Raw genomic sequence first — 23,963 nt, 5'->3', positions numbered from 1 at the left:
AATATTATACCAGCAGATCCTCGACTCCTGAGAGGTTATTAAACCATACAAAGTCAAGCAGAATTTTTCAATTAATGAAATTTTAAAAAATATATTTTTTAAACTGATATAAAGATTATTACATATACTTTTCCATAAATACGCAATCATTAATTCTGGCTTGTGAGTATTCAAATAATTTCACATACATAATGAGATCATTATATACTATTTAAAATCAATTAATTTCCACAATCCATAAATTAAATTTTTCCATCACTCATCAATATATTTTATCTTTTATTGTAACATCTGCATTAAAGGCATTTTGGACTTAATTCCAAAAAAGCTACTCCTTTAGTCAATTGATCTTCAATATAAGAAATGACATTACAGGCCAATGCGCCAGGAACAATAAAAATAAATTGACGAAAGACTTGACATCTTCGCTTTCATTCATTAAATTTACCTTTCCGGATTATTTTGGATCTGCGCCGGAATGTGTATTAAGGTGTTTGAATCGTGTAAATGGCTCAGTTAACTGACAGAACTTTGCGTCCCATCATCATCCGGACACGTTGACATTATTCTACCGGATTGTATCAGCGTAGCATTGGCGTAATCTTTAGATACTTACCATAAATCAATGATCATGAAAAACTTGGTTTGCGCTATTTTCATTTCAATCTCATTTCTGGTCTGCTCATCCATCAGCTTTGCACAAATTGGTGGTAAAGCTACCTTCGAACCACCTAAAAAATCAGAACGGGAAAAAGCACAAACGGCATTAGCCAATGCTCAAAAATATAAAGATGCAAATCCCCTTGACCCGGGTGCGACTGTTGAACTGAACAAAGCTCGTTATAGATTAGATTCGATCGATGACGCTCAAAATAGATTAGATTCGATCGGTGCCGCTCAAAAAAAAATTGATTCCACCTTACAAGCCCAACAAAATAAATGGCACAATGAACGATTGCTTCGGGAGCTAAGAGATTCTGCGAGGTACTCCAAAAACCCTGATACCAAAGCACTGGCTGATCTACTGTCGCAACATGTTTTAAGGGAATTGAATAAAAATCCCGGACAGAATCCTGCAAAAATCCTGGACAGCTTTATCAAAGCACATCCGCATCACAACAATAAACCCTTAATTAAATCACTCACACAACGATATGAACTTCCCAGGAAACCGAATTTAAAAATCAAGCCTACGGGTACCGGACAAACCACTGGTCATATCGCAGATCTTGAAATACACAATAACAGCCCCTTCTCCGTTGATATTTTACCACAGACATTTTACATTCGTTCCTGGGGAAAGTACCAATCTTATATTGGTAGAATTATTGTGATAGTTACAATACCCCCCGGAAGCACGATCACAATTCCTGTTTATGGCTACTGTGCGAACGTAAGAACTCCTCCTGTTGGTTCGGGTGAACCCATGCCTCCCGTCAGCGAATGGATACCTGTAGGCGATCTCGATATTCCAAAAAAAACCGGTAATGGAGTTCCAGTCACCATCAACGATAGAATTCCTTTGCCGTCATTTACTACGGCTACCATCCCTTCCATTACTACTTCGGGAATTTTTATACCAAAATCTACAGAACAGGATTCGGTTTTTATAACATGGCCGGGTACCGACATTCCGGTCAATGGTTTTATTACCTCAGAGTCAAAGCCCGAAGTCATTGCACCTGTTTTAGTCTCCGCTCTTGAATTCACTGAAAATGCCGCAACTATTGTCATTTCTTCTGGTGAATACAAAAATCCGTTTGAGTCTGATCCATCACTGAATTATTCATCCTCCGTACAACAAACATTCTGGAGATTTACTTCCGCCTTTTCGGGTGATGAATATAAGGAACAGGAATTTGCTGAAAACGTCTATTCACAATTCGAAACGAATACCCAAACAAGTGTTAGTTCTCTGCCTGACGATCAAAAAAAAGAATTGGATAAAGGCATTAAACAATTTTGGACTACATATACTGCAATAGGACTGAAAGCTAAAGTTTTGAAAGTGAAACCGGAAGATCAGGAACCGCCGGTCGAGATATCCGAAAAGACCGGAGGTTGCGAAGGCGCAATGGATTTGAAGATCAAGCCTCCTTACCAGCTTGAAATGAAAATCGCCTCTGAATGGGGTACACCCGAAGAACGTCAGGCATTGATTCAGGCAGTGCGTGACTCTTTGGCTAAGAATGTAAAGATCACAGGAAATGAAGCGTTTCAATCGTATGACATCAATCGCCATCCTACGAGTTCGACCTCCTTCTGGAAAGCGGGTCATGTAGGTGGCTTTGCTTCCGCATACGCTAAAACTTATTTCAAAAGACCAGATGGTACCTGGGAATGGGTGTGGGGGACAGATCAATTGGAAACCAAAGCTTCCGGTAGCATGGACTTTTCCATGAAATACACGCATGATGAAACGTGCCGTGCTTTGGTCGCAGGTGCGGCATTGATCAGGATACGCGCATCATCATCGGCTTTCGATGCGATGGCCGGCAATACAAATCTTGAGAATAATACGGACCAACTCAATTTTTTACGGACGACAAAGTATTTTGGAAAGAAAGCTGCAGAATGGCTGATTCTCAAAGCGCGTGGCCGTGCGAAAACTTCTTTTAATCAGTTCATCACGGATGATATCCGCGATCAGATTAAAGGCGCAATTTCCGACGCTGTCATGGCTGAAGTGCAGGCTCTTGCAGATAAGGCCCTTGGAGGACTCCTCAACGAAATGGGGATCTCCCTGGATCAGATGCTCAATATGGAACTACCAAGTCTTGAAGAGTTGCTTGAGAAATTATTTGGTGTGGACATTCCTAGTATTAAAGATCTGACAGACTTCATCGAAAAAGGACTGGAGGCAGCATTCAACCTTCCTTTTGTGGCAAATACCTATGCAACTGCTAATGGTGGATTGACAGTGCGCGTAGGTGGAAATGTGAAATCGGTCTTAGCCAGTACTTCTGTACATTATGCGCGGAAGGCTACCGAAGAAACCAAAGAGGCTATGACTTACACCGGCGAGAAATGTGATGAAGCATTTGTCTCTGATGCGCAGCCCGATGCCCTCAATATTAATACCCAGGGTTTCAGCAACATGGTTGCGGAGGCCGTGAGCAAATACGGTTTTGGAAATGGTCAGGCGGAAGCCTTCCTGGAAAGCATGAACCTCCAGATCCTCTCTGGGATCTGTATTTGTCCTGCTCAACGACGAGGCATAGATCAAAGTAGTTACAAGCTTAATGTCCAGGGGAAGATGGAGTGGTATACTGCGGATGAAGGTCAACAGAAAGATCTCGAAACAGCACTGGAATCGATGCTGCAGGGTGTAGAAGATCAGATGATCAAAGAACTCGATGCCATGTCGGTAGATCAGGTCAACAATCTTACAGAAGATCAATTTGAACAAATGCTGGCAAAGAAAGTCCGGGCATGGGGTGATGCCAATAAATTTGCTTGGAGATCTTGCCGGAGTAAATCCTGAGAAAACATGAAACACTTATTCATTCTCCCGGTAATCGGTTTGCTCCACTGTTTCTCGGTTATTGCACAAGAATTTAGCATCCACGCCCATAAACCACATATCGATTCGGTGTGGTACTACAATGTGGATAAGAATAGCAAACCTGAACGAATGTTCTGTACCCAAGGCGGTGTGCAGAATTTCAGACTGCATGTGTCCGGTGGATGGACGCAAATGAACTACCTGGACGACACGATTACGACAAATAAGAAAGACTGGACGGAGCAGGATATCAGGGATGCCGAAGCAAAAATCAATAAAGAATATCGGGATCAGCTTGATAAGATGTACAAAAAGGACAATGCGGAGCGTATCGGGAGTTTTGAGCCGACCCATGAAGAGGAGTTGCACGGGGACTGCTGGGATGCGTTTTCTGACCTGCTCAACAGCTGGGACCATGAGGATTTTTCTTTATGCATTGATGATTGCAGGAGTCAGACACTGATTTGCGAAATGATCACTGCGCATGAAAGAATTGAAGGTGCGAAGCTCGGATATCGTTTGGTCCATCATCGGTCTACACATTCTGCTGAAGGTGATGACGAAGCGACTCCTCCGTATTCAGTCGAGATCACCTATAGTCTTGAGTTTTACTCCGAAGCATGGGTCTATTTCCGGATTGGCTGTGCCTGTCTGGATGCCGGGGTGATGTCAACAGATAGATCCAAAGATGGTACTCCTATACCACATCATATGCAAATGGGAAGGAAAGTTAGAAACGCAACGCCTGATACAATTCATCCACCATGGACCGGAATATCTCTTACAGGAGAACGCATGAAACCAGGATATCCGTTCTATTTACAGACACCCGATAAAAAGTTTCCATGGATACCCGTCTCAGGAGGGATCATCGGTGCAGGATTAATTACCTATTTTCTGCTCCCGGGCGATGAAAATACTAACGATTGTTCGTTTTCAGCAGGTTTTGAGAAAACTCCTGCGAACTGCAATTTACCGAATGGCTCTATCCAGGTCGTCGTCAATCAACTTGGCAATTACACTTATTTGTGGTCGAACAACCAAATATCATCCATGCTGAATGCAGTTCCGGCTGGCCCATACTCGGTGACCATCACAAAATCCGGAACGAACTGCAGTAAAGTATTTTCAACAACACTGGAACAAAATACGATCAATTTCCAGGTTCAGCTCCAGGCTGAAGATGCAGATTGCGGGTTGCAAAACGGTAAAATTATTTCTACGGTCTCTCCCTCCGGAAACTACCAATATTTGTGGTCTACCGGGGAATCGACAACAGCTATCCAAAACCTGAAACCCGGAAGTTACCAACTTACAGTCAGTGCAGGTGGCTCTTGTACCCAAGTGGTCAGTATGACCATCGGCGAAAAAACAGCTGCATTTACAGTTAGTTCGCAAACAACACCGGAAAAATGCAACAACTCAGATGGCAAAGCAATATTATCGGTAGATCCTCCAGGCATGTACGATTATCTTTGGTCAAACGGATTGACTGGTCCAGAAATTAGCGGATTAAAAGCAGGTATGTATGATGCTACAGTAAGCATTCGTGGCAGCGCTTGTTCGAAAACAATTCAGGTTCGCATCGAAAAGAAAAATTCCGAATTTTCAGTGGATGTCCAAACCACTCCTGAATATTGCAACCAATCCAATGGGTCAGCTACTGCTGCTGTTAATCCACCGGGCAACTATGATTTTTTGTGGTCCAATGGCTCCCAAAATGCAGTGGCCTCCGGATTGAAAGCAGGCACACATCATTTATCGGTTACCGAATCCGGTACAAGCTGCTTAATTGAAACATCCGTCACAATCGAACATAAGCAAGCAACACATCTCATCAACATTCAAACCACTCCAGCGCATTGTGGTCTGGCCGATGGATCTGCTGTTGTGTTGGTTGAACCACCGGGTTCATATAGAATTCAGTGGCCGGATAGTTCCGGCGCTTTTACGAAAAACGATTTACCTGCAGGAAATTATCCAATTCAGGTTTTCGATGCAAATAATTGTCCGGTTCAGGGACAAGTGATTGTCGATGAACTCCCTGCAAAATATATCAATACATACAGTTCTAGTCCTGGCGATTGTATCGGACAACATACGAACATTCGTTTGGAACTCGAAAGTCCATCATCCGGTCCGATGCAGATAGATGCTTCGGGACCCAACGGAAATTTTAAAGCCACCGTTCCAAAATCATCGGTCAATCTCAGCAATTATTTTAAGATCCTTCCTGGTCTTTGGCTAATCACGGTGAGAGATTCCGGTTTGAAACAAAGTTGCTATGAAGAATTGTTAATTGAAGTAAGGGATAGTTCAGATTTTGTATCCAGGCCAGACAGCTTCAGGACTTCCATCAATAAACCGATCACCGGAAATGTACTGGCAAATGATACCGGAATCAGTCTGAAAATTATTTCACATAGAGCTCCTGTTTCAGAAGATTTCAACATTCAGGGCAATGGCATGTTTTCCTTCACTCCAAAAAAAGACAGCTCCGGAATATTTACTTTTTACTACACTGTTGAAGATTCGTGTAAAAAAACCAAAGAACAGATTGCGATCATCCAGGTTGATAGTTCCAAATGCGATTTTACAGTAAAATTTACATCGGCACCTGCGCATTGTGGACTGGCAGATGGAGTTCTGAACGTTGCCGTCGACTCTCCCGGTACATACAATTATATTTGGAACAATGGCAACACCGGCCCTTCATTGACAAATGCCAGGAAAGGAATGTATACCGTAAGCATTACCGATGTAATTAAAAAATGTACTTTGGATTTTTCTGCATCCCTTGGCGAACTGCCGGCTGAGTACCTTAGAAATCTTAGGATTACCCAGCCCCGTTGTCAAACTCCCGGCGAGATCCGGTTTGAAGTTTTTTCATCCGGCGCAGGTCCAATAAAAATGATTTTGACCCATCCGGGAGGAAGTGGTACTTATACAGTTCCCCGGGGTACCATCAACATCTCTTCATATGCAACAATTGTAGCCGGAGAGTTTCTCATTCAACTTTACGATGAATCCGCTGGTCTGGATTGTATGCATGAAACAAGCGTAACAATAGAACCTCCCATGTCGGTAGAAATTATACTGGAAGCTGTCATACCCCCGTCCAGCCCGAGTGCTGCTGACGGAACCGCTCTGATCGTTGCGACGATGCCGGGAACATTGCCCTATGTTGTCTTGCTGAACAACCTACCCTACCAAACCGCCTTTGATCATTTTATCGAAGTTGGCGGACTGGGAGTCGGAACCTACATGATCCAGTTGCGCGATGCTGCCAATTGCCTTTCCAACAAACTAACAGTTGTTGTTTTACCCAGATCGGTGAGCATATCAGGAGGATATTTTTTAAGTATTGAAAAAACAAAAAATTCAACAATTGAAGGCAACAAGAATGTAAAACCTTATATTAAATACGATCACTCTGTTTACGCAAGCATAACCTATGAGTTTCTAAAAATTCCTGTAAGCAGTCATATTATCTTTTCTATCAATCCCGGGCAAAAGACTTTTCATTTTGAACAATTGGCTTCATTATTCCAATTTCAGTTCTACAAATTCAATAACAATTTCCAAAGCGGATTTGGATTTGATTTCCCTGTTCAATCTAATGTTACATCAAAATTGCTACTAGAATTTCACTCTCAATATCCGGTCAACAGATTTTTAGCTTTGGAATCGGGAATAAAATTCCAGTCCTTAAAAGAAAATCCGTGGGTCTATAAATTAGGCGTGCGTTTTATGAATCCTTTTTATTAAGTTGGCTATTAGACTCTTAGACTTCCCGATAAAATCGATCATGACTTTCTCGCTGTTGAAGATCTTTTCAATTTTATCGGGACGGCATTTTGACTTTTTGACTTTTTGATTATAAATTAAATATAAAGATCAGCGTAAATCTGCGTAAACCCCGCCTGACCGGATAAGTTTTCCATTATTTTAAAACTAAAGATCAGTCGGGCAGGTGCGGGAAATAAATGGCAGAGGTTTTTTCGACAATTAGAAGTTTTGACTTTTTGACTTTTTGACTTTTTGATTATAAATTAAATATAAAGATCTGCGTAAATCTGCGAAAACCCCGCCTGACCGAATAAGTTTTTAATTGTTATAGGGAATTTCGGTAAATTCATAGCTTAATCAATCCATTTTTGGAAAACAGAATAATATTCTGAAATATTTTTTATTAAATGTTGACAAGTAAGACAAAGTTGTTGAAAAGCTGAATTTTTCAGACAGCTCCGCCTGGGTTATGTTTATAACTTTAGATTAAATATGAATTACGCAGGCTTTTTTGTTTGCCTTGATCTAAGTATTCTTTTTCCTATGTCTACTGCATTAGCGGTATGGATGCCGAAGAAAATGCAAAGAATTTCATTAGCTTCAGTTCTGGCTTTTATTTTTGATAACCCATAGTGATCTTTCTCAGTTCCGAATGAACCTTCTAATCTGGTTGCTCTTTCTTTAGAAAGTAAGGATTGCATTTGACTGCGCTGGGGTTCTAGTGGCCCTGGTCTGCCTTTAGGTGTAAAATTTGTTTTAATATTCTGGCTTGTACAATAAGATCTGTTTTTATTGGTGGCATAGATTTGATCCGCCGCTATGTGAGTGCACTTCCCTGTGAGTTTTCTTACTAAAAATATACTTTGTTCTAATCGAGTGCCTTCATTAAAGGCATCGAAGCTTAGGTATTCTATAAAATTGATACCATCAATCTGAACACAGTTCACCTTAGCTCCAAATTCTACGATCTTGGTTTCCTTTCCCCGAACAATTGGGCGAAGATAATTTTTAGCAATACTTACTATCCTGTCCTTAATAGGCAATCCAGTTTCAAAGCGTTCCTGCTGCTGACTCAGGATAGTCTGAATCGTTTGAATCCTCTTGGCATAGGCAGCAGGTAAAACAAGATCACGTGTGGATGCTATTTGGTAAACTTGTTCTATTTGACTCAATAACTTATTGAGTAGATAAAGTAATGCGCGCTTTCTAATTTGAGCTTGCTGATACGTCTTCTTTCGTTTCTTCTGATAGGATAGGTACTTATCTTGCTGTTCCTTGAATTTTGACCGTGGTATTCGCTGTTTAGACTGCTTGCAAATTCTCTTCATTTGACCATATGTCCATTCGCAGCACTCCCATAATAGTTTTACGTCGGTTGGATATCGAAGTTGCGATTCATAACATGTTGCATCAACCAAACCTATATGTACATCCTTTAAATGGGGTTTCCAGTGTTTCATAAGTTCAATCTGAATTTCATCCAACGACAATGCCTGTGCCAGTTCACACCGGATTTGACTGATTATTTTTTATCCTTGATTTGATCTTCAGGTCTCAGATAAATTCCACAGAAAAACTGTATAACATAATCCGTATTCAGGCGATCTATGATCTTGGAATCTGAATACCCCAGGTATTGCTTTAAAAACATCAGCGCAATCTTGCCTTGTATACTAAAAAATGATTTTCTACCCCTTTGGTTCTTCCTGCGCAGATTCTTTCTAAAAATTTGGCACAGATTATCCCAAGGAATTGCCTGATGGATCAGTCCTAATTCACTTCTTAAAAAGGACTGATAATATGTGTCAAACCTTTGATCGGCACTCTCGAAATTAATTTTCAGAATATTATTCTGAATGCTTATTAATTTAGCCACATTATTTTATTTAAACTTACCCTGAATTTACGCAAAAAGTGCTGAATTCAGGGTTTTTTATGGCCTTTATTTTTTCACATTCCGTTAATTTCTAAGTACTTAGATTTTTACCGAAACGCCCTGTTATAAAACAAAATATCAGTCGGGCAGGTGCGGGAAATAAATGGCAGAGGTTCTTTCGACAATTAGAAGTTTCGACTTTTTGACTTTTTGACTCTTTGACTCTTTGACTCTTTGACTCTTTGATTATAAATTAAATATAAAGATCTGCGTAAACTTAAACTGAAAACTGATCCCGACATGAAGATTATACAAGTAAATCGCTAAACTTTTTGATGTCGGGACTGAAAACTGTATTAATCATCCTCCGTACATCTCTTCCCTCAAGTTCGCGATCGCCTCACTTTCCAGATATTCATCGAAACTCATGAGTTTGTCAATGCAGCCATTGGGTGTAATTTCGATGATCCGGTTGCAAACCGATTGCATAAAAGTATGGTCGTGGGAACTCAAAATTACGATGCCAGGAAAGTCTATCATGTTTTCATTGAAAGCCTGGATACTTTCGAGGTCGAGATGGTTGGTGGGCTCGTCAAGCAGCAGTGCGTTAGGATTCTGCAACATCATCATACTGAGCATGGCTCTGACTTTTTCGCCCCCGCTCATGACGCTGCATTTTTTCAATACCTCGTCTCCACTAAACAACATTCTGCCCAGATAGCCCCTTAAAAATATTTCGTCGACGTCGGTGATCGTCGGTGGAACATAATTTCTGAGCCAATCAATCAACGGCTCACCTCCGGAAAAATAAGCACTGATATCAACAGGAAGATAAGCTCTTGAAATGGTCGTTCCCCATTCGATACTCCCTGAATCGGCTTTGCGTTGCCCGGCAAGGCAATCAAAAAATGCATGTACTGCCATTTGATCTTTGGATAACAAAGCCACTTTATCAGACTTGTTTAAGGTAAAATGAATTTTATCGAACAAGACTTTGTCCTCCAATTTCAGACTCAATTGATCGACTTTAAGGATCTGGTCACCAACTTCGCGTTCCGGTTTAAAAACAATTCCAGGATATTTGCGATTCGACGGTTGCAACTGTTCGATGTTGAGTTTCTCCAGTGCCTTCTTTCGGGAAGTGGCTTGTTTACTTTTGGATGCATTGGCCGAAAATCGCGCAATAAAATCGAGTAACTCCTTTCTTCGGTCTTCAATCTTTTTATTTTTATCGGAAATTTGTCTCGACAACAACTGACTGGATTCGTACCAGAACGTATAATTGCCTGTATAAATAGTGAGTTTTTGCCGATCCACATCCACTACATGCGTGCAGACCGCATCGAGGAAGTGCCTGTCGTGGCTGACCACAATGACGATATTTTCATAATCGGCAAGAAAATTCTCCAACCATTTAATCGTCTCCACATCCAATCCATTGGTAGGCTCATCCAATAGCAAAATATCCGGATTGCCATATAAAGCCTGAGCCAGCAATACTCTTACTTTTAAAGTTGCGGGGATATCGCTCATGAAAACAGAATGCAGTTCTTCTGAAACACCCAGAGCACTCAACATGGCCGCAGCATCGCTTTCCGCCATATAACCACCGAGTTCTCCGAATTCCTCTTCCAATTGTGCTGCCAGATTTCCATCGGCTTCTGAAAAATCTGGTTTTGCATAAAGCTCTTCGCGGTCGCGAATCAATTTCCACAATTTTTGATGACCCATCAGGACCGTATTTAAAACCGAGTGATTATCAAATTCAAACTGATTTTGTTTTAAAACAGCGAGGCGTTCTCCCGGCGTAATTTCCACATGCCCTTTGGTTGGATTGATCTCGCTACTCAGTATTTTAAGAAATGTACTTTTTCCTGCACCATTGGCACCGATTATTCCATAACAATTGCCTTTTGTAAAATGAAGATTCACCTCATCGAACAAGGTTCTTTTTCCATAAGACAAACTCACATTCACTGCTGCAATCATAATTCAACGAAATTTGACCGCAAAGTTAAGCCCTGATTCTAAATCCACTTAAAGCAAAAGCCAACAATTTGTATATTTACAAGTCATTCACATGGAGTGATTTTCAGAACAAGTTGAGCTTCCTCTATTTTTGAAATCTGACTTCCAAATTCCTTAATATTTCCATATGAAATTGAATTCCGTCCTTGTTTTACTCATTGGGATCACTGCTTTATTGATGATTTTTCAAAGCCATTATTTGCCCGCAGGACCTGTAGATAAGCCTGTGTTATTTGTTTCGAGAAACATCCCCTGTTGTGGATCGGTTTACATGACTGGGGCCAATGCGTTGCCGGGCATTGGAGGATTTTCTAAATATCAGGTTGCAGCGCCAGCTTACTTATGCCTCCTAAATCCAGATAAAAATATTGACACTCTTCTCGACGGTTCAAAACCCATGCAAAATACTTTTCAACTCATTGATATATGCTGTCCTTCTTTATCCTGGGATGCAAAGAAAATTGTTTTTGCCGGACTGCCGGATGGCAATTATGTTTTAGGGAACAACAATTATTTACCTAATGAGCATAATGCATGGAGAATTTACTCGATAGATATCGACGGAAAAAATTTACAACAAATTACCTTTTCAGGTCCCGATCCCGATTTCTCTCAATTTAGTCCCCTGGCGAGAGGTGTACTCAAAGGATTTGACGATACACATCCGGTATGGTTGCCCGATGGAAGGATCTGTTTCAGCAGCACGCGATTTCCGGGAATCGGGATGTACAATGTAGTGCGCACCAGCAATTTATTTGTGGTGAATGCAGACGGAACGGATTTGCACAGGATCACCAGCGAAAAAAACGGGGCAGACAAACCAACAGTAGATCCGGTAACCGGAAAAATTGTCTTTGCGCGATGGTGGCGGAATTTTTACTGGCCTTACGACCCACTCACACAATTGGCAAGTACCAGATATCCCGGAGGTTGGATTTTTAAAGATGGCATGACCAGTAATCTGGATAGCGTCATTGATGGAGAAACTTTTATGTTTAACAACAATGCATTCTTACTGTCAGAAATCAATCCGGATGGAACTGAAATGAAATTGTTTTCAGCGCATTACCGGGATGTTTCATCCAATAGTACTTATGGAGGCAGCTTTGATGCAGATGGAAATTTTATTGGAAATTGGTTTCCAATCGAACACATCAGTGAATCATCGGGGTTCGGCGGAATCAAAAAATATTTCAGAGGAACAGCACAAAAACCCATTGGGCTGGCAGGAATTACTTCTTATGGCAATTTAGATTATTACATTAAAAATCCTGCATCTTATGGAATTTTCAACGGAGAATATGCCGCAGAACCCAGTGTCACCAGTTCCGGAGAGATCCTTTTTTCAAAAGCGCCCGATCCGGACCAGGACTACGGAATTTGGATGATGGATCCAAATGGTAACAATGAAATATTGATCTATGATCATCCGGGCACTACGGAATTAAATGCCCAACTTGTCGAACCTAAAAAATTACCACCCATACTTGTTGATAAAATCAATCAAAGACCGGGCCCGCTTCCTCCTTCAGGAATTCAAAATCTAAGAGCAGAAGGGACTTTTGAATTTGACTGTCGCAATATTTTTTACAACGGACCCGTAGACGATGGCATATTAGCTGCACCATCCGTAGGAGAACTAACGAGTGTTAGATTTTTTGCAGCACCCATGCAGGATAAACAGTTCGGCTCGGTGGAAGCATTGGATTTTCCTTATCTGTACAATGAAATTGAAATCGATCCTTTCAACCGGGTTTATGAAATCAATGCTCCTGCAAATATGCCCTTGTTTGAACAAGCAAGATCCGCTCACGCACTTGGGTACAAAATACCAAGAACCGGTGGCGGTATTAAGGATGGAGCAGCACATGTCACCGGATTTAACTACGGAAGACCGGGACAAAAAGTGAGTTGCGTGGGATGCCATGCCGGTCATTCCAGAATACATGTCCCAACCGATCCGATTGAATTATTTTTCACAAATCTGGCACCGGGTGCACGCATTAAAGCCTCTTCCTCTATGAACAATCCCGGTTATCTCATCGACAAAAAAAATTATACAGCCAGCCAGCACTGGTTCACACCGGAAGGGGTATCCCCAACCGGACAATGGCTGGAATTAAAATGGTTGGTCCCGCTTTATACCAAAGAAATTGTTTTACACAACATCCCGGATACCAACAGACTCAGGGTCCGTCATTGTAAGGTCTATTTATACGAAGATCCTGATTTTCAAAAAGAAATTTATTCTTTCGATGTGCAAACATCTGTTTCAAACAAAGGCAGCCGATTGATTCCCGATTCGCTGTTGATCATACAATCCATGCGCATCGAGTTTCTCGAGGTCAGTGGTGGCATATACCATTGGAATGCGGCATCCCTTGGCGAGATCGAAGTCATCGCGAGCAACGTAGATCCCAAAAAGTTCAAAGAAATCTGCGACTGCAGGGGTTTGGCCTATGGAGAACACCGTATTGATTCCTGCGGCCAATGTTTAAAACCGGATGATCCCAAATGGAATGATTGCCTTACACAGGTTGAACATGGAACTAAAAATGAATTATTCACCATCTATCCCCAACCTGCATCAGATAAAATAATTGTTGAAACAGGGCCGGAAGTGCGGCTAAAAAATTGCGGCCTCCGCATTTATGATCTTTCTGGAAATCTCTTATTTTCTAAAAAGATTTCCGATTCAAAAACAAGCCTTACTTTGGACCACCTTTCATTAGGTATTTATCTATTGGAATGTTATTCAGACCGTAAACAACAATTTCAAAAACTTATAAAAATTGAATAATTTCTAAATAAAATTTATGAATCACCGCATTGTACACTTTGAAATCCCCTGTGATCATCCGGAATCGGTTATGAAATTTTTTTCAGATGTTTTCGGTTGGCAATTTTCACAATTTGGAAACATGGACTACTGGTCTGTTTCTACCGGCGACCCATCGACACCAGGTATCAATGGAGGATTGATGGCCAAAAAACATCCGGATCAACCCATTGTCAATACGATCCAGGTAGAAAGTGTCGAGGCCCACAGCACCAAAATTTCAGCAGCCGGTGGCACCATAGTCGTTCCCAAAATGGCTATACCCGGAGTGGGCTGGTTGGCTTATTTCAAAGACCCCGATGGAAATATTCATGGAATTTTTGAAGACGATGTTACAGCAGGATGAAAAGCTAAAAGCTTGAAGCTTAAAGCTTAAAGCTTTTAGCTCAACTTTTCTAACATTTGTTAGTTTGATTAAAAAAATTTAATTGATAATAACTTTAAAATATTGATGTTAGTCAATGTAGAAGTATTATGTTTGAACAGCCTATACCTGTACAATTACAATAAAATTTAATCTTCATTTCCAAATCTTCCCTGGCTTTGAGCTTAAAGCTTTTAGCTCCTCTCTTACAGCACCAACTGCATTTCCTTCCGGATTCCATCAATTGCAGCATCGATGATCCTGGAAGTTTCAGCCTGGATTTTGCCATTCAGGTGCATTTTTAATATGGATGGATCTTTTCCGGAAAATTCGACAATTGCTTCGTCAAGAGCATGGAGCGTTTCGTTTTTTGCAAGAAGAACGATCTCCCAGAGCTTTTCACTGACGTAGATCTGCTGCACCAGGTTATGTTCGTATTCCTGATGAACACCCAGCATCAACATTTTACAAAGTGTTTGCGAATCGTTATCGGGACTGGCAAATCTGAGCATTAAATTGGAAATGCGAATGCGTTCTAAAAATAATGCCAGGCGCTCATACGCCTGAAGCTTTAGTGGTAAACTGTGCTGTTTGAGCTCCTTTTGCATCTGCGCATAAGCCTTTCGGTTTTCATGTTCGACAAACTGTTTAATCAACAAATAAGCGGTCAAAAAGACGACCACAGAAGGAAGGGTATACTTGAGCAATTCAAAAAAGAACTCCATGCATGTTAAATTAGGGCATAAAATTAATCATTCTACATGGTTCGTTGCCTCGTCTCAGGCCCTCTGCCCTACAAGCCTCGAACAAAAATGCTAACTTTGCGTTTTTAAGAATAAAAGAATATGGCTACAGAAACGATTCAGGAAACCCCTATCAGCTTTACAGAATCGGCTTTACAAGCATTGATACGCATCAAACAGGAGCAACAAATACCTGATAGTCATGGACTTAGAGTTGGAGTCAAAGGTGGCGGTTGTTCGGGATTCAGCTATATACTCGGCTTCGATTTGCCTCAGGAAAAAGATCAGATCTACGAAATTGCAGGGTTTAAAGTTTTTATGGAAAAGGCCCATTCGCTGTACCTGGTAGGAATGCAGATTGACTGGATCGACGGGCTAAACAACCGTGGATTTTCTTTCATTAATCCCAATGCCAAAGATACTTGTGGCTGCGGACAGTCTTTTTCGGCCTGAGAACAGAACTCAGTCCACAACCAACTCATCTACGATGAAAGACAGCTTTGACTTGCTGGCAAGAGCAATGATTTCCGCGATTTCCCTTTACGAGTCTTTTACGACTTTACAGTTTCTCGACAGAACCAAAGCAACTTTATTGGAATATGGCTTAAGTTGGTATCCCGAATTTCTGATTTACTTCACTGCTTTAGCTCTTTTTATTGGTGGCGTTTTTTTACTGATTGGATACAGACCCGGCTTTGCGGTAACCTTATTATTACTGTATTGGATCCCCGTAACCTTTATCGTATTCCCCTTTTGGAACGATCCTCCGGAAATCAGAAATGTTCAATCCATACATTTCATGAAAAACATCGCATTTATCGGCGGTATGATCCATGTTCTGGTGTATGGAACCGGAAAATATTCCGTACGAAGATTTTTTGGCGTCACAAAACTTCCTAAAGAAAAATGGTAATTTCAGCATCTAAAATACATTTTTTTAAATCGATCCTGCTTCTTACTCTATTCTCATTTTCAATAAATGCTCAATCGGGTTTCCGCTTTCAATTTGATACGTTTAAAATTCAAAACTGGCCCAATATCCATTCGTTTGCCTATGCAGCCTCCGGAGACAAGGTTTTAATGATCGGTGGCAGACTCGACGGCATCCATTCGAAAGAAGAAGGATTTGAATACGACCGTGCCAACAAAATGATGTACGTTTGGAACACCCGGGACATGACCCTGACCAGCTCAGCGATTCCGTTTTCGGGATATGAAATTTCAGGATTTTTGAGTTCTTCCAACAGCACATTCGCACAGGATCAGAATTTCCTTTACATGATGGGAGGATATGGCCAGGCAAGTGACGGCAGTTACTACACCTATCCTTTTTTTGCAAAAATCAATCTGGCTCAAGCTATTACCGCGATTGAATCGTCGGGCAATGTTGAATCCGCATTTACCTTTATCAGAGATACTTTTTTCGCAGTGGCTGGCGGACAGTTGCGAATCAAAGATTCACTGTTTTATCTGGTTGGAGGAAATTATTTTGAAGGAAAATACTCGAGCAATTCCTCCAATGTTAAACAAATTTATACAGATGCTTTTGTATTGTTTCGACTGCAGGAAACAAAGGATAGCCTGGCTTACAACATCCTCTACAAAAAAACCGACGATTACAATTTCCACAGAAGGGATTTCAACATGAGTCCTTTCATCGATCGCGACGGAAAAGAAAAAATGATGGTGTATTCGGGTGTGTTTCAACACAATCTCGACAAACCTTTTTTAAACACTTCTGTGATCGATAGTATCGAAGTCAGGGAGATCTTTGACTTCGATCAGAAATTCTGTGCTTACAATTGTGCAAAACTGAATCTTTTTGATGGGGCTAACAATCGTTCGCATCAGATATTTTTTGGAGGTATGGCCGAATACTATCGGGATTCGCTGGGAGTGATCACTTACGACAGCTATGTTCCCTTTGTAAAATCAGTGAGTACCATCATCCGGGATGAATTTGGTAAATTCTCTGAATGGCTCTTGACGGATACCATGCCTGGATTTATGGGCTGCAATGCAGAATTTTTCATATCTCCTGAAATTGCATTGTACTCCAGCGATATCGTTGACTTGTCTGCTATAAAAGAAGATACGATTTTTGCAGGATACCTATTCGGCGGCATATACAATCCTGGAACCGACAGAAATCCATGGCAAAATGAAAAGGCTCATCTTACACTTGCCAATCCTTACATTGTAAAAGTTCATTTAATTAAGGATCAATCCACAAATTCCTGTAATTTTCAAAATAAAAAATCAAACATTAAGTTACAGCTTCAACCCAATCCTGCGCGCTTTCGAACACAACTCGAATTTAAATCGGATAAAAAACTAAACCGCATCCAGATATGGATCCAAAATTCAGAAGGCAAAAACTTAGCTTTTACAGAAATTAAAAATCCGGAAGAAAATAAAATTGAACTGGATTTGAAAAATTTAGCAGCAGGCCACTATCACATTTATGCTTTAGCTGATTCGTCGACCCTGATGCATGCTACCTTACAAGTTTTAAGCGAAAAATAGAAGCTGAAAGCGAAAAGCTGAAAGGCTATTCATTAAAAGAATAAATCTACCTCATCAAAAAAAATCTGTAAAAATATCTGCGTCATCTGCGTCATCTGCGGGAAATAAATTGGGGAGGTTTTTGTCCCGAGGTTTCGACTTTTTGACTTTTTGACTTTTTGACTTTTTGACTTTTTGACTTTTTGACTTTTTGACTTTTTGACTTTTTGACTTTTTGATTATAAATTAAATATAAAGATCTGCGTAAATCTGCGAAATCCCCGCCTGACCGAACAAGTTTTCCATTATTTTAAAACAAAATATCAGTCGGGCAGGTGCGGGAAATAAATGGCAGAGGTTTTCGTCCCGAGGTTTCGACGTTTCGAAGTTTCGACGATTTGATTTTAAACTAAATGAAAAGATCTGCGTCGTCTGCGTCATCCCCGCCTGAATGAATAAGTTTTCCATTATTTTAAAACAATAGATCAGTCGGGCAGGTGCGAGACATTTTGGGGCAAGTTAATTGTATGGGGAGTAAATTCTTATAGCAAAAGATCTGATTTGTGAAACTTTGAGCCTTCGTGGCAAAGGTTAGCGACTACGTAAAGATCATTCAATATCAAGCTGGTGCAAAGCAAAAATTTAACATTTTAGGCCATCAAACCCTGGTTACCAAATTGGTGAAAACGTAATATAATTTCTGCCACGAAGACACTAAAACGCAAAGGAACACAAAGAAGTTAGTTGTCTGGTTATCAGTTAGGATTATAAATCAATTATAACCAAGCCAGTCCTTGCTTCTAAGTTAATTACTCTAAGTTGAGTCAGTTTTCATTTAAATTAACCAAACCTTCTTAATTTAGGCTACTCCATTTTAAATTAACTTGATCCGACATCTTACAAGTTGTGTCTCCATCAGATGGCGCAAATGAAGCAGATGAAATCCATTTATTTGATGATAATATAACATGATCTGATCCAGCAGGGATTTATATTCCTTTTTGGAAAATCTGGTCCACTCTTTTTCCATTAAAGGGATTTTATTCATCAGATTTTTCACTTTGCAGGAGTACTCTTAAAGCCCTTCCACATAAAACTCCTGCCAATGCATGAACTCCATAAAAAAAACTGCTCAACATCATAAGTGCTCCCGATGCAAATCCCATAAATAGCTCACCGATCCTGTCAATGAGATCCTTACTTCCAAAAACACTGACCAAGTAAGTATAAATCAAACACACCGCCATGTAAACCAAAAAATGAATGAGATAAAAATATCGTGGCGAAAATTTAAAAACGACTCCTGCAAAAAAACCAAACAAAAATGGCAAATACCAGACAGGTATACATAAACCCAATATGGCACCGCCCAGGCAAATTATAATAGCTGATCGTTGACTCATAGGTTTTATTGAAAATGAATTTTAAAATATCCTTTATGATTTTCCGGAGGTGCATTCCAGTAGTGCAAACGAAAATATTCACCGCGAGCCCAGGGTTCAATTGTATGGTCGTAATAGGCACTTCCGGGGTGGCCACATTGTCCGCCGGGATAAATCCCATAAGCCACCATCGAATCCTTTTTAAGCTCGACAATCATACGCCAGGAAGGCCCGAAAATCCGTGCATGTGCGTTGATGATGTCTTCATTGCCTGAACTCCGGATTTGAAATTTTCCAAAAGCAGGGATCCTTGCAATGTGAACAATTTCTGCAGCTTTATAGTCAGCCCAATCCCGGATCGGTGGTTCTTTTTCTAAAAAATAAAGCACACTGTCGAATGCAATCTGGACAATATCCTTAGCCTGCTCTTTCTGTGTTGTCTTTTGATAATCAAAAAACGGATGATGCGGCTTTTCCAACATCCATTTCACAAGTATCTGATCATTGGGAAATGCAATGGACATTTTATCCGCGAATGGACTGAGTTCATCCCAAACCATTTTTTGCAAATACTCAAACCACAGATCAAAATAAACAGGAGCCATAGATGAAGAATCGTAATTAAAATTCCATTTTCGCAATTGATTTACAATTTCACGGCCCTTTACATTCAATTTTGAACTGTCCAGTAAGGCCATCAATACCGGCAACGAAAATTCCGCTTCCAGACTCAGGTTGTTGTATTGCAATTCTTTCATCGATTGAACATCCCAGTTATTTTTCTGCGCAAGCAATCTGTTGACTGCCAGTCCACGATATGACCTGAAATCACCATCGTTGTAATAAACCGGAAAATTCAGATCCGTTGATCGTTGATTGGCGGAAGAAACAAAACCCCTGGATGGATTGTACATAGCAGGATTCTGAAGAGGGTCGAGTATTCCTGCCCATTTATGCCTGGCAGATGAACCATCCATGATAAAACGGCCTTGTTGATCATATTTTACAGGCATATTTCCGGAAACCGTCATGGCAATATCTCCCGAAACAGATGCAAAGACAATATTCTGAGCAGGGTATGGAAAATATGTACAAGCCTTGCGGTAATCATCATAATTTTTGGCACGATTAAGACTCATGAATGTTCTGAATTCCATCTGATCATACGAATCGTGTAAAATCCAATGCATGGCCAATGAATACTTCTTATGTTTAGGATCTGTATGGATTACCGGACCCCAATGAGTTAACCGAACTGTATCTATCACATATCCCTTTCCTTTTACTAAAATGGTGTCCAAACGAACGTTCGTTAGTTTCCATTCACCATCCATTAAATAGGAAACCATCGTAGAGTCCTTCCAGTGGATCTTATACCAGTCTAATACGTCCCAACCGGCATTGGTGACTCCCCAGGCCATATGCTTATTGAACCCAATAACCACCCCGGCAATACCGGGAAAAGTAACACCGTAAACATTGTACTCCGGTGTGGAGATTTGTTGTTCGTACCAGATAGACGGCAGCGTTAGCGATAAATGAGGATCGTTACAAAGGATAGCAGATCCCGATTGTGTCATTTGAGGACTCACAGCCCAATTGTTACTTCCCAAGCCGGATACAGAGGATTCTTTTAAAAAAGGCAAAAAACCAATTTGCGTTGAATCTTCGTAAGCCTTTAAAACAGGATAGTCCATTCGATTCCAACTGGTGCCAGAGGGAATCACCGGATCGGTCAACGGATCCATTTCCGGAAATAATTCTGCAAAGTCTTCTTTAAAAAATGCTTTGGCATTTGTCAGCTCCACATCTTTATCTCTTCCACAAAGTATTTCAGCCATGCTCTTATGAAACAGTGCGCTCCGGTACAGACTCCACGGTTCCGGCTTATAATTCAATATTTTGTATTCAATGGGTAGTTCGTGTTCTTGTATTTCAGAAATGTAGGCATTCACTCCCCTGACATAAGACTCCAATCTGGAAATCAGAAAACTATCTTTTTTCCAGTTTTCTACAGACATCCTTGCAGCGATAGGCAATCCTTTCCTCCTCTTCAATTTATCAAATTCCAAAGCACGATCGCCTACAATTTCACTTATACGACCTTCTGCTGCCCGTGTGGAAAAATCCATTTGCCAGAGCCGGTGCATCGCATGCAAATATCCCTGAATGAAATAAGCCTGACGGTCGTCTTCGGCAAAAATATGTGGCACTTTTCTCTCGTCCAGAACGACCTCACCCCTGACCCCATCAAACTGCATTACATCCGGTTGATCTTCGTCCATGTAATGTGCATTCCACCAAAATCCCGTTGCCGGACTAAAAAAACTTCCAAGAGGAGGAATTCCATTGCCTTTGATTTGCAAAGAGGCATTCATCAACCACATCCAGCATAACGGAAAAAGAAGCCTCAGAATTAGAGAAACATATTTACCCATTGCGTTCATCTGATAAAATACCAATCTGTTTTCGAAGATAATTTTTGATCAAAGGTATAACGCTCCAAATTGAAATCTTTGATTTGTGAGATGTCTTCGCAATTCACATCTGCGGCATAGCGCGTCATCAATCCCCTTGCTTTTTTTGCAAAAAAACTCAGGAAACTTAATTTCCCATTGCGCATTTCCCGGAAATGAATATTCACAACCGGAAATTTGAGTGCTGCTAAATCTATGGCTTCAAAATATTCCTGTGATGCCAGATTTAACAGAAACTTAAAATCAGATCTTTCCATTTCTTCCCGGATTTTATTTCCGAGAATATTTTTCCAAAAATGATAGAGATTCCTGCTTTTGCCGATTCTGAGATCAGTGCCCATTTCCAGCCGGTATGGTTGGATGAGATCCAAAGGTTTTAACATCCCGTACAATCCTGAAAGAATTCTCACATGTCTATTGCAATACCGGATTCCGTTTTCATCGAGCGAATAAGCATCAAGGCCCCTGTACACATCTCCGGAGAACGCAAATAATGCCGGGCGACCAGAAGAAGGCAGGGATCCAAACTCAAAATCCCGATACCTTTTTTGATTATCCATTGCCAATTTCTCGCTGATGTCCATCAGCTTTTTTAATTGCGCCACAGATTTTTTTTGCATGAGCTCGACAAGTATCTGTGTTTGTTCAGCAAACTCCGGTAAAGAATGTTGAATTTGAGGATATTCCCTTTTGTAATCCAGATCTTTTGAAGGCGACAATACTATCAACATAAACCAAAATCTATGACATAGATAATTGATTTTTCTGATTCAGGATGAAATTTATTTCAAATTTGATGTAGTGTCACAAGAGCAATACAGTAGCGTAGTCTGAAGACTACGTCAAGTGGTTGAAAATAAATTTCCTTATGCCTTTCGTCTTAAGCCTTTCAGCTTTTCGTTCAGATCTTCCAGCCAATCGTGAATAAAATTTCAACGCGATTTATTTTTTGATCGACCAATGGAGTTACAGCATCAACTTTTCCATCGCCGTTGAAATCAGAATTCCCGGTGAGATAGGGCGCATATGTTTGGTTTTGATTGCCGAAAGAATATACAAAATCAAAATACATCCGGTCGCCACGGAATCCTCCGCCTAAACTATAAATTTGTGCTTTATCGCTGGAGTTGCTGTAGGGCTGAGGCAGGTATTGATATCCTCCGCGCAATCTCAATTTGGATAATGCCAATTCCGCACCCAGACGATATTGCACAACAGCTTTATATTGCTTCTCAATATCGCTGTTCAATTCTTGTTCAAATTTTGTATCTCCCGGTTCTTCGCTGAACGCAGATAGATTGTAATTTGAATTTTGCGGATTGATAAAATCCACTTCGCCGGAAATAAATCCGTATGGCCCAATTAAAGCAGCAGACAATACGCTTCTCCATGGAGTTGTGAGTTTGTACTCAAAAGCACCATCCGGTGATCTGGAATAAAAACTGGTATCTCGACCGTTGAGTTCAAATCCGTAATCCAGGGAAGTATGGTATTCATCTTTCAAGGTTAATGAGTATGGTGTTTGGATGGCTGCACCCAATCTCAGAAACTTAACAGGTTTAAAAATGATTCCCATCTTTGCTCCAACACCAGAAATTTCGGTCCTCAGTTTATTTTCAAAAACCAAATTTCTGAAAGGATTAAATTCACCTCTCACGGATTCATATTCGGAATAAGTCGATTCGCTTTCAAAAAAACCAAAAGGCACATGGATACTCAAACCAAGCGCTAACCATTCCTGGTAATTTGCACCTACACCAAAAGTCAATTCATGCATACCTCCATATTGCTTAACAGATTGCTCTTTGGAAACTGCATAATCAGGATGAGCAAGAAAATCGGTTTGGTAAATATATTTTACAGAATCCGTTCCCTTATCGAATAAAGCGCCAGTCTCATAAGCAAGCCCGGCTTCAAAATCGTCCAGGTCATCGGGGTTCAAACCTTCGAGACCTTGTCCAAGCGGGTCTAAAGAAAGTTCAAGAAATCGGTCCGTGATGGATCCTTTGCTTCTTCCCTTAAAATACAGATCTCGCCTAAAATCATCTGTGCGCACCAGGTTGATACTCAGATTTACATTTTTCCAATCGCCCGAAGCAGGATTTGAAATACCGATAAATCCAAGTCCATTCAAAGAAAACTTACCTGTATTTTCTTTATAAACAGAGTTCTGATGTTGATTTGACTTCAGCGTTGCTTCGTTGTCTTCCCAGATCGTACCCATACTCACATACACATCTGCTTTTCTATACAAACCGATCCCTGCAGGATTCACGGCAATGGCAGAGAAATCACCACCAAGAGCCGACATGCTGTTTCCAACACCAATGGAACGGCTGGTGCTATAAGGTCTGAACATACTATATCGAAGTGCTTCTGATGCGGTTTGTGCAAAAACCAAATTGGCTGATGCCCCAATAAGAAGACACAAAATCAATATTGATCTCATTGAATT

Annotated in this window: 15 protein-coding genes; 7 read left to right on the top strand and 8 right to left on the bottom strand. The window is 40.6% G+C overall.

Going from position 1 to position 23,963, the window contains the following annotated elements; genetic code table 11:
• The first annotated feature begins 631 nt into the window (after window positions 1–631).
• Both IPM34_05335 and IPM34_05330 read left to right on the top strand, forming a co-directional pair.
• Window positions 632–3,484 carry a hypothetical protein gene (locus IPM34_05335; protein MBK8954966.1) on the top strand — a complete coding sequence of 951 codons (2,853 nt, stop codon included), beginning with the start codon at window positions 632–634 and terminating at the stop codon, window positions 3,482–3,484.
• A gap of 6 nt (window positions 3,485–3,490) precedes the next feature.
• Window positions 3,491–7,273, top strand: coding sequence for a hypothetical protein (locus IPM34_05330; protein MBK8954965.1), 3,783 nt, complete (start codon window positions 3,491–3,493; stop codon window positions 7,271–7,273).
• A gap of 518 nt (window positions 7,274–7,791) precedes the next feature.
• On the opposite strand, the gene IPM34_05325 is transcribed toward IPM34_05330, so the two are convergent.
• The 3 genes from IPM34_05325 to IPM34_05315 form a co-directional block, all read right to left on the bottom strand.
• On the bottom strand, window positions 7,792–8,754 hold the full coding sequence (locus IPM34_05325) for a transposase (GenBank protein MBK8954964.1): 963 nt from the start codon (window positions 8,752–8,754) through the stop codon (window positions 7,792–7,794).
• A gap of 62 nt (window positions 8,755–8,816) precedes the next feature.
• Window positions 8,817–9,170: a hypothetical protein gene (locus IPM34_05320; GenBank protein MBK8954963.1), complete on the bottom strand. Its 354-nt coding sequence runs from the start codon at window positions 9,168–9,170 to the stop codon at window positions 8,817–8,819.
• A 360-nt stretch (window positions 9,171–9,530) separates the two neighbouring features.
• Window positions 9,531–11,159 (bottom strand): ATP-binding cassette domain-containing protein, encoded by a 1,629-nt coding sequence (locus IPM34_05315; protein ID MBK8954962.1) that lies wholly within the window; start codon window positions 11,157–11,159, stop codon window positions 9,531–9,533.
• A 166-nt stretch (window positions 11,160–11,325) separates the two neighbouring features.
• Here IPM34_05315 and IPM34_05310 point away from each other — a divergent pair, with 166 nt between their 5' ends.
• Complete coding sequence (locus tag IPM34_05310) at window positions 11,326–13,998, top strand: T9SS type A sorting domain-containing protein (protein MBK8954961.1); 2,673 nt, start codon at window positions 11,326–11,328, stop codon at window positions 13,996–13,998.
• Window positions 13,999–14,014: 16 nt separating this feature from the next.
• Window positions 14,015–14,383, top strand: coding sequence for a VOC family protein (locus IPM34_05305; GenBank protein ID MBK8954960.1), 369 nt, complete (start codon window positions 14,015–14,017; stop codon window positions 14,381–14,383).
• A 224-nt stretch (window positions 14,384–14,607) separates the two neighbouring features.
• On the opposite strand, the gene IPM34_05300 is transcribed toward IPM34_05305, so the two are convergent.
• Window positions 14,608–15,126 (bottom strand): hypothetical protein, encoded by a 519-nt coding sequence (locus tag IPM34_05300; protein MBK8954959.1) that lies wholly within the window; start codon window positions 15,124–15,126, stop codon window positions 14,608–14,610.
• A 120-nt stretch (window positions 15,127–15,246) separates the two neighbouring features.
• Between IPM34_05300 and IPM34_05295 the strand changes: the two genes are divergently transcribed.
• Genes IPM34_05295 through IPM34_05285 form a run of 3 tightly spaced genes read left to right on the top strand, consistent with a single transcriptional unit; the run spans window position 15,247 to window position 17,670 of the window.
• The gene (locus IPM34_05295) at window positions 15,247–15,597 is read left to right on the top strand and encodes an iron-sulfur cluster assembly accessory protein (protein ID MBK8954958.1); all 351 of its coding nucleotides are present in this window, start codon (window positions 15,247–15,249) and stop codon (window positions 15,595–15,597) included.
• Window positions 15,598–15,631: 34 nt separating this feature from the next.
• A complete protein-coding gene (locus IPM34_05290; GenBank protein ID MBK8954957.1) occupies window positions 15,632–16,057 on the top strand; it encodes a DoxX family protein in 426 nt (141 codons plus the stop codon).
• On the top strand, window positions 16,051–17,670 hold the full coding sequence (locus IPM34_05285) for a hypothetical protein (GenBank protein ID MBK8954956.1): 1,620 nt from the start codon (window positions 16,051–16,053) through the stop codon (window positions 17,668–17,670). Before IPM34_05290 ends, IPM34_05285 begins: the two co-directional genes overlap by 7 nt.
• Before the next feature lie 1,019 nt (window positions 17,671–18,689).
• On the opposite strand, the gene IPM34_05280 is transcribed toward IPM34_05285, so the two are convergent.
• The 4 genes from IPM34_05280 to IPM34_05265 all read right to left on the bottom strand — a co-directional run bounded on the left by IPM34_05280 (window position 18,690) and on the right by IPM34_05265 (window position 23,957).
• A complete protein-coding gene (locus tag IPM34_05280; GenBank protein ID MBK8954955.1) occupies window positions 18,690–19,052 on the bottom strand; it encodes a hypothetical protein in 363 nt (120 codons plus the stop codon).
• Between the two features lie 5 nt (window positions 19,053–19,057).
• Window positions 19,058–21,478: a penicillin acylase family protein gene (locus IPM34_05275; protein ID MBK8954954.1), complete on the bottom strand. Its 2,421-nt coding sequence runs from the start codon at window positions 21,476–21,478 to the stop codon at window positions 19,058–19,060.
• Window positions 21,475–22,239, bottom strand: a complete 765-nt coding sequence (yaaA, locus tag IPM34_05270) for a peroxide stress protein YaaA (GenBank protein MBK8954953.1) — start codon at window positions 22,237–22,239, stop codon at window positions 21,475–21,477. Before yaaA ends, IPM34_05275 begins: the two co-directional genes overlap by 4 nt.
• Window positions 22,240–22,409: 170 nt before the next feature.
• Window positions 22,410–23,957 (bottom strand): hypothetical protein, encoded by a 1,548-nt coding sequence (locus IPM34_05265; protein ID MBK8954952.1) that lies wholly within the window; start codon window positions 23,955–23,957, stop codon window positions 22,410–22,412.
• Between the last annotated feature and the right edge of the window lie 6 nt (window positions 23,958–23,963).

It is taken from the genome of Saprospiraceae bacterium (genome assembly GCA_016716185.1).
In the GTDB taxonomy this organism is placed as follows: Bacteria; Bacteroidota; Bacteroidia; order Chitinophagales; family Saprospiraceae; genus Vicinibacter.
The sequence above is the reverse complement of the archived record's forward strand: the minus strand, read 5'-3'. Positions and strand labels throughout refer to the sequence as shown.

What these genes read in the sequence shown, in the direction of transcription:
- IPM34_05335 (MBK8954966.1), top strand. Translation starts at nt 632, where the DNA reads ATGAAAAACTTGGTTTGCGCTATTTTCATTTCAATCTCATTTCTGGTC.
- IPM34_05330 (MBK8954965.1), top strand. Translation starts at nt 3,491, where the DNA reads ATGAAACACTTATTCATTCTCCCGGTAATCGGTTTGCTCCACTGTTTC.
- IPM34_05325 (MBK8954964.1), bottom strand. Translation starts at nt 8,754, where the DNA reads ATGAAACACTGGAAACCCCATTTAAAGGATGTACATATAGGTTTGGTT.
- IPM34_05315 (MBK8954962.1), bottom strand. Translation starts at nt 11,159, where the DNA reads ATGATTGCAGCAGTGAATGTGAGTTTGTCTTATGGAAAAAGAACCTTG.
- IPM34_05310 (MBK8954961.1), top strand. Translation starts at nt 11,326, where the DNA reads ATGAAATTGAATTCCGTCCTTGTTTTACTCATTGGGATCACTGCTTTA.
- IPM34_05305 (MBK8954960.1), top strand. Translation starts at nt 14,015, where the DNA reads ATGAATCACCGCATTGTACACTTTGAAATCCCCTGTGATCATCCGGAA.
- IPM34_05300 (MBK8954959.1), bottom strand. Translation starts at nt 15,126, where the DNA reads ATGGAGTTCTTTTTTGAATTGCTCAAGTATACCCTTCCTTCTGTGGTC.
- IPM34_05295 (MBK8954958.1), top strand. Translation starts at nt 15,247, where the DNA reads ATGGCTACAGAAACGATTCAGGAAACCCCTATCAGCTTTACAGAATCG.
- IPM34_05290 (MBK8954957.1), top strand. Translation starts at nt 15,632, where the DNA reads ATGAAAGACAGCTTTGACTTGCTGGCAAGAGCAATGATTTCCGCGATT.
- IPM34_05285 (MBK8954956.1), top strand. Translation starts at nt 16,051, where the DNA reads ATGGTAATTTCAGCATCTAAAATACATTTTTTTAAATCGATCCTGCTT.
- IPM34_05280 (MBK8954955.1), bottom strand. Translation starts at nt 19,052, where the DNA reads ATGAGTCAACGATCAGCTATTATAATTTGCCTGGGCGGTGCCATATTG.
- IPM34_05275 (MBK8954954.1), bottom strand. Translation starts at nt 21,478, where the DNA reads ATGAACGCAATGGGTAAATATGTTTCTCTAATTCTGAGGCTTCTTTTT.
- yaaA (MBK8954953.1), bottom strand. Translation starts at nt 22,239, where the DNA reads ATGTTGATAGTATTGTCGCCTTCAAAAGATCTGGATTACAAAAGGGAA.
- IPM34_05265 (MBK8954952.1), bottom strand. Translation starts at nt 23,957, where the DNA reads ATGAGATCAATATTGATTTTGTGTCTTCTTATTGGGGCATCAGCCAAT.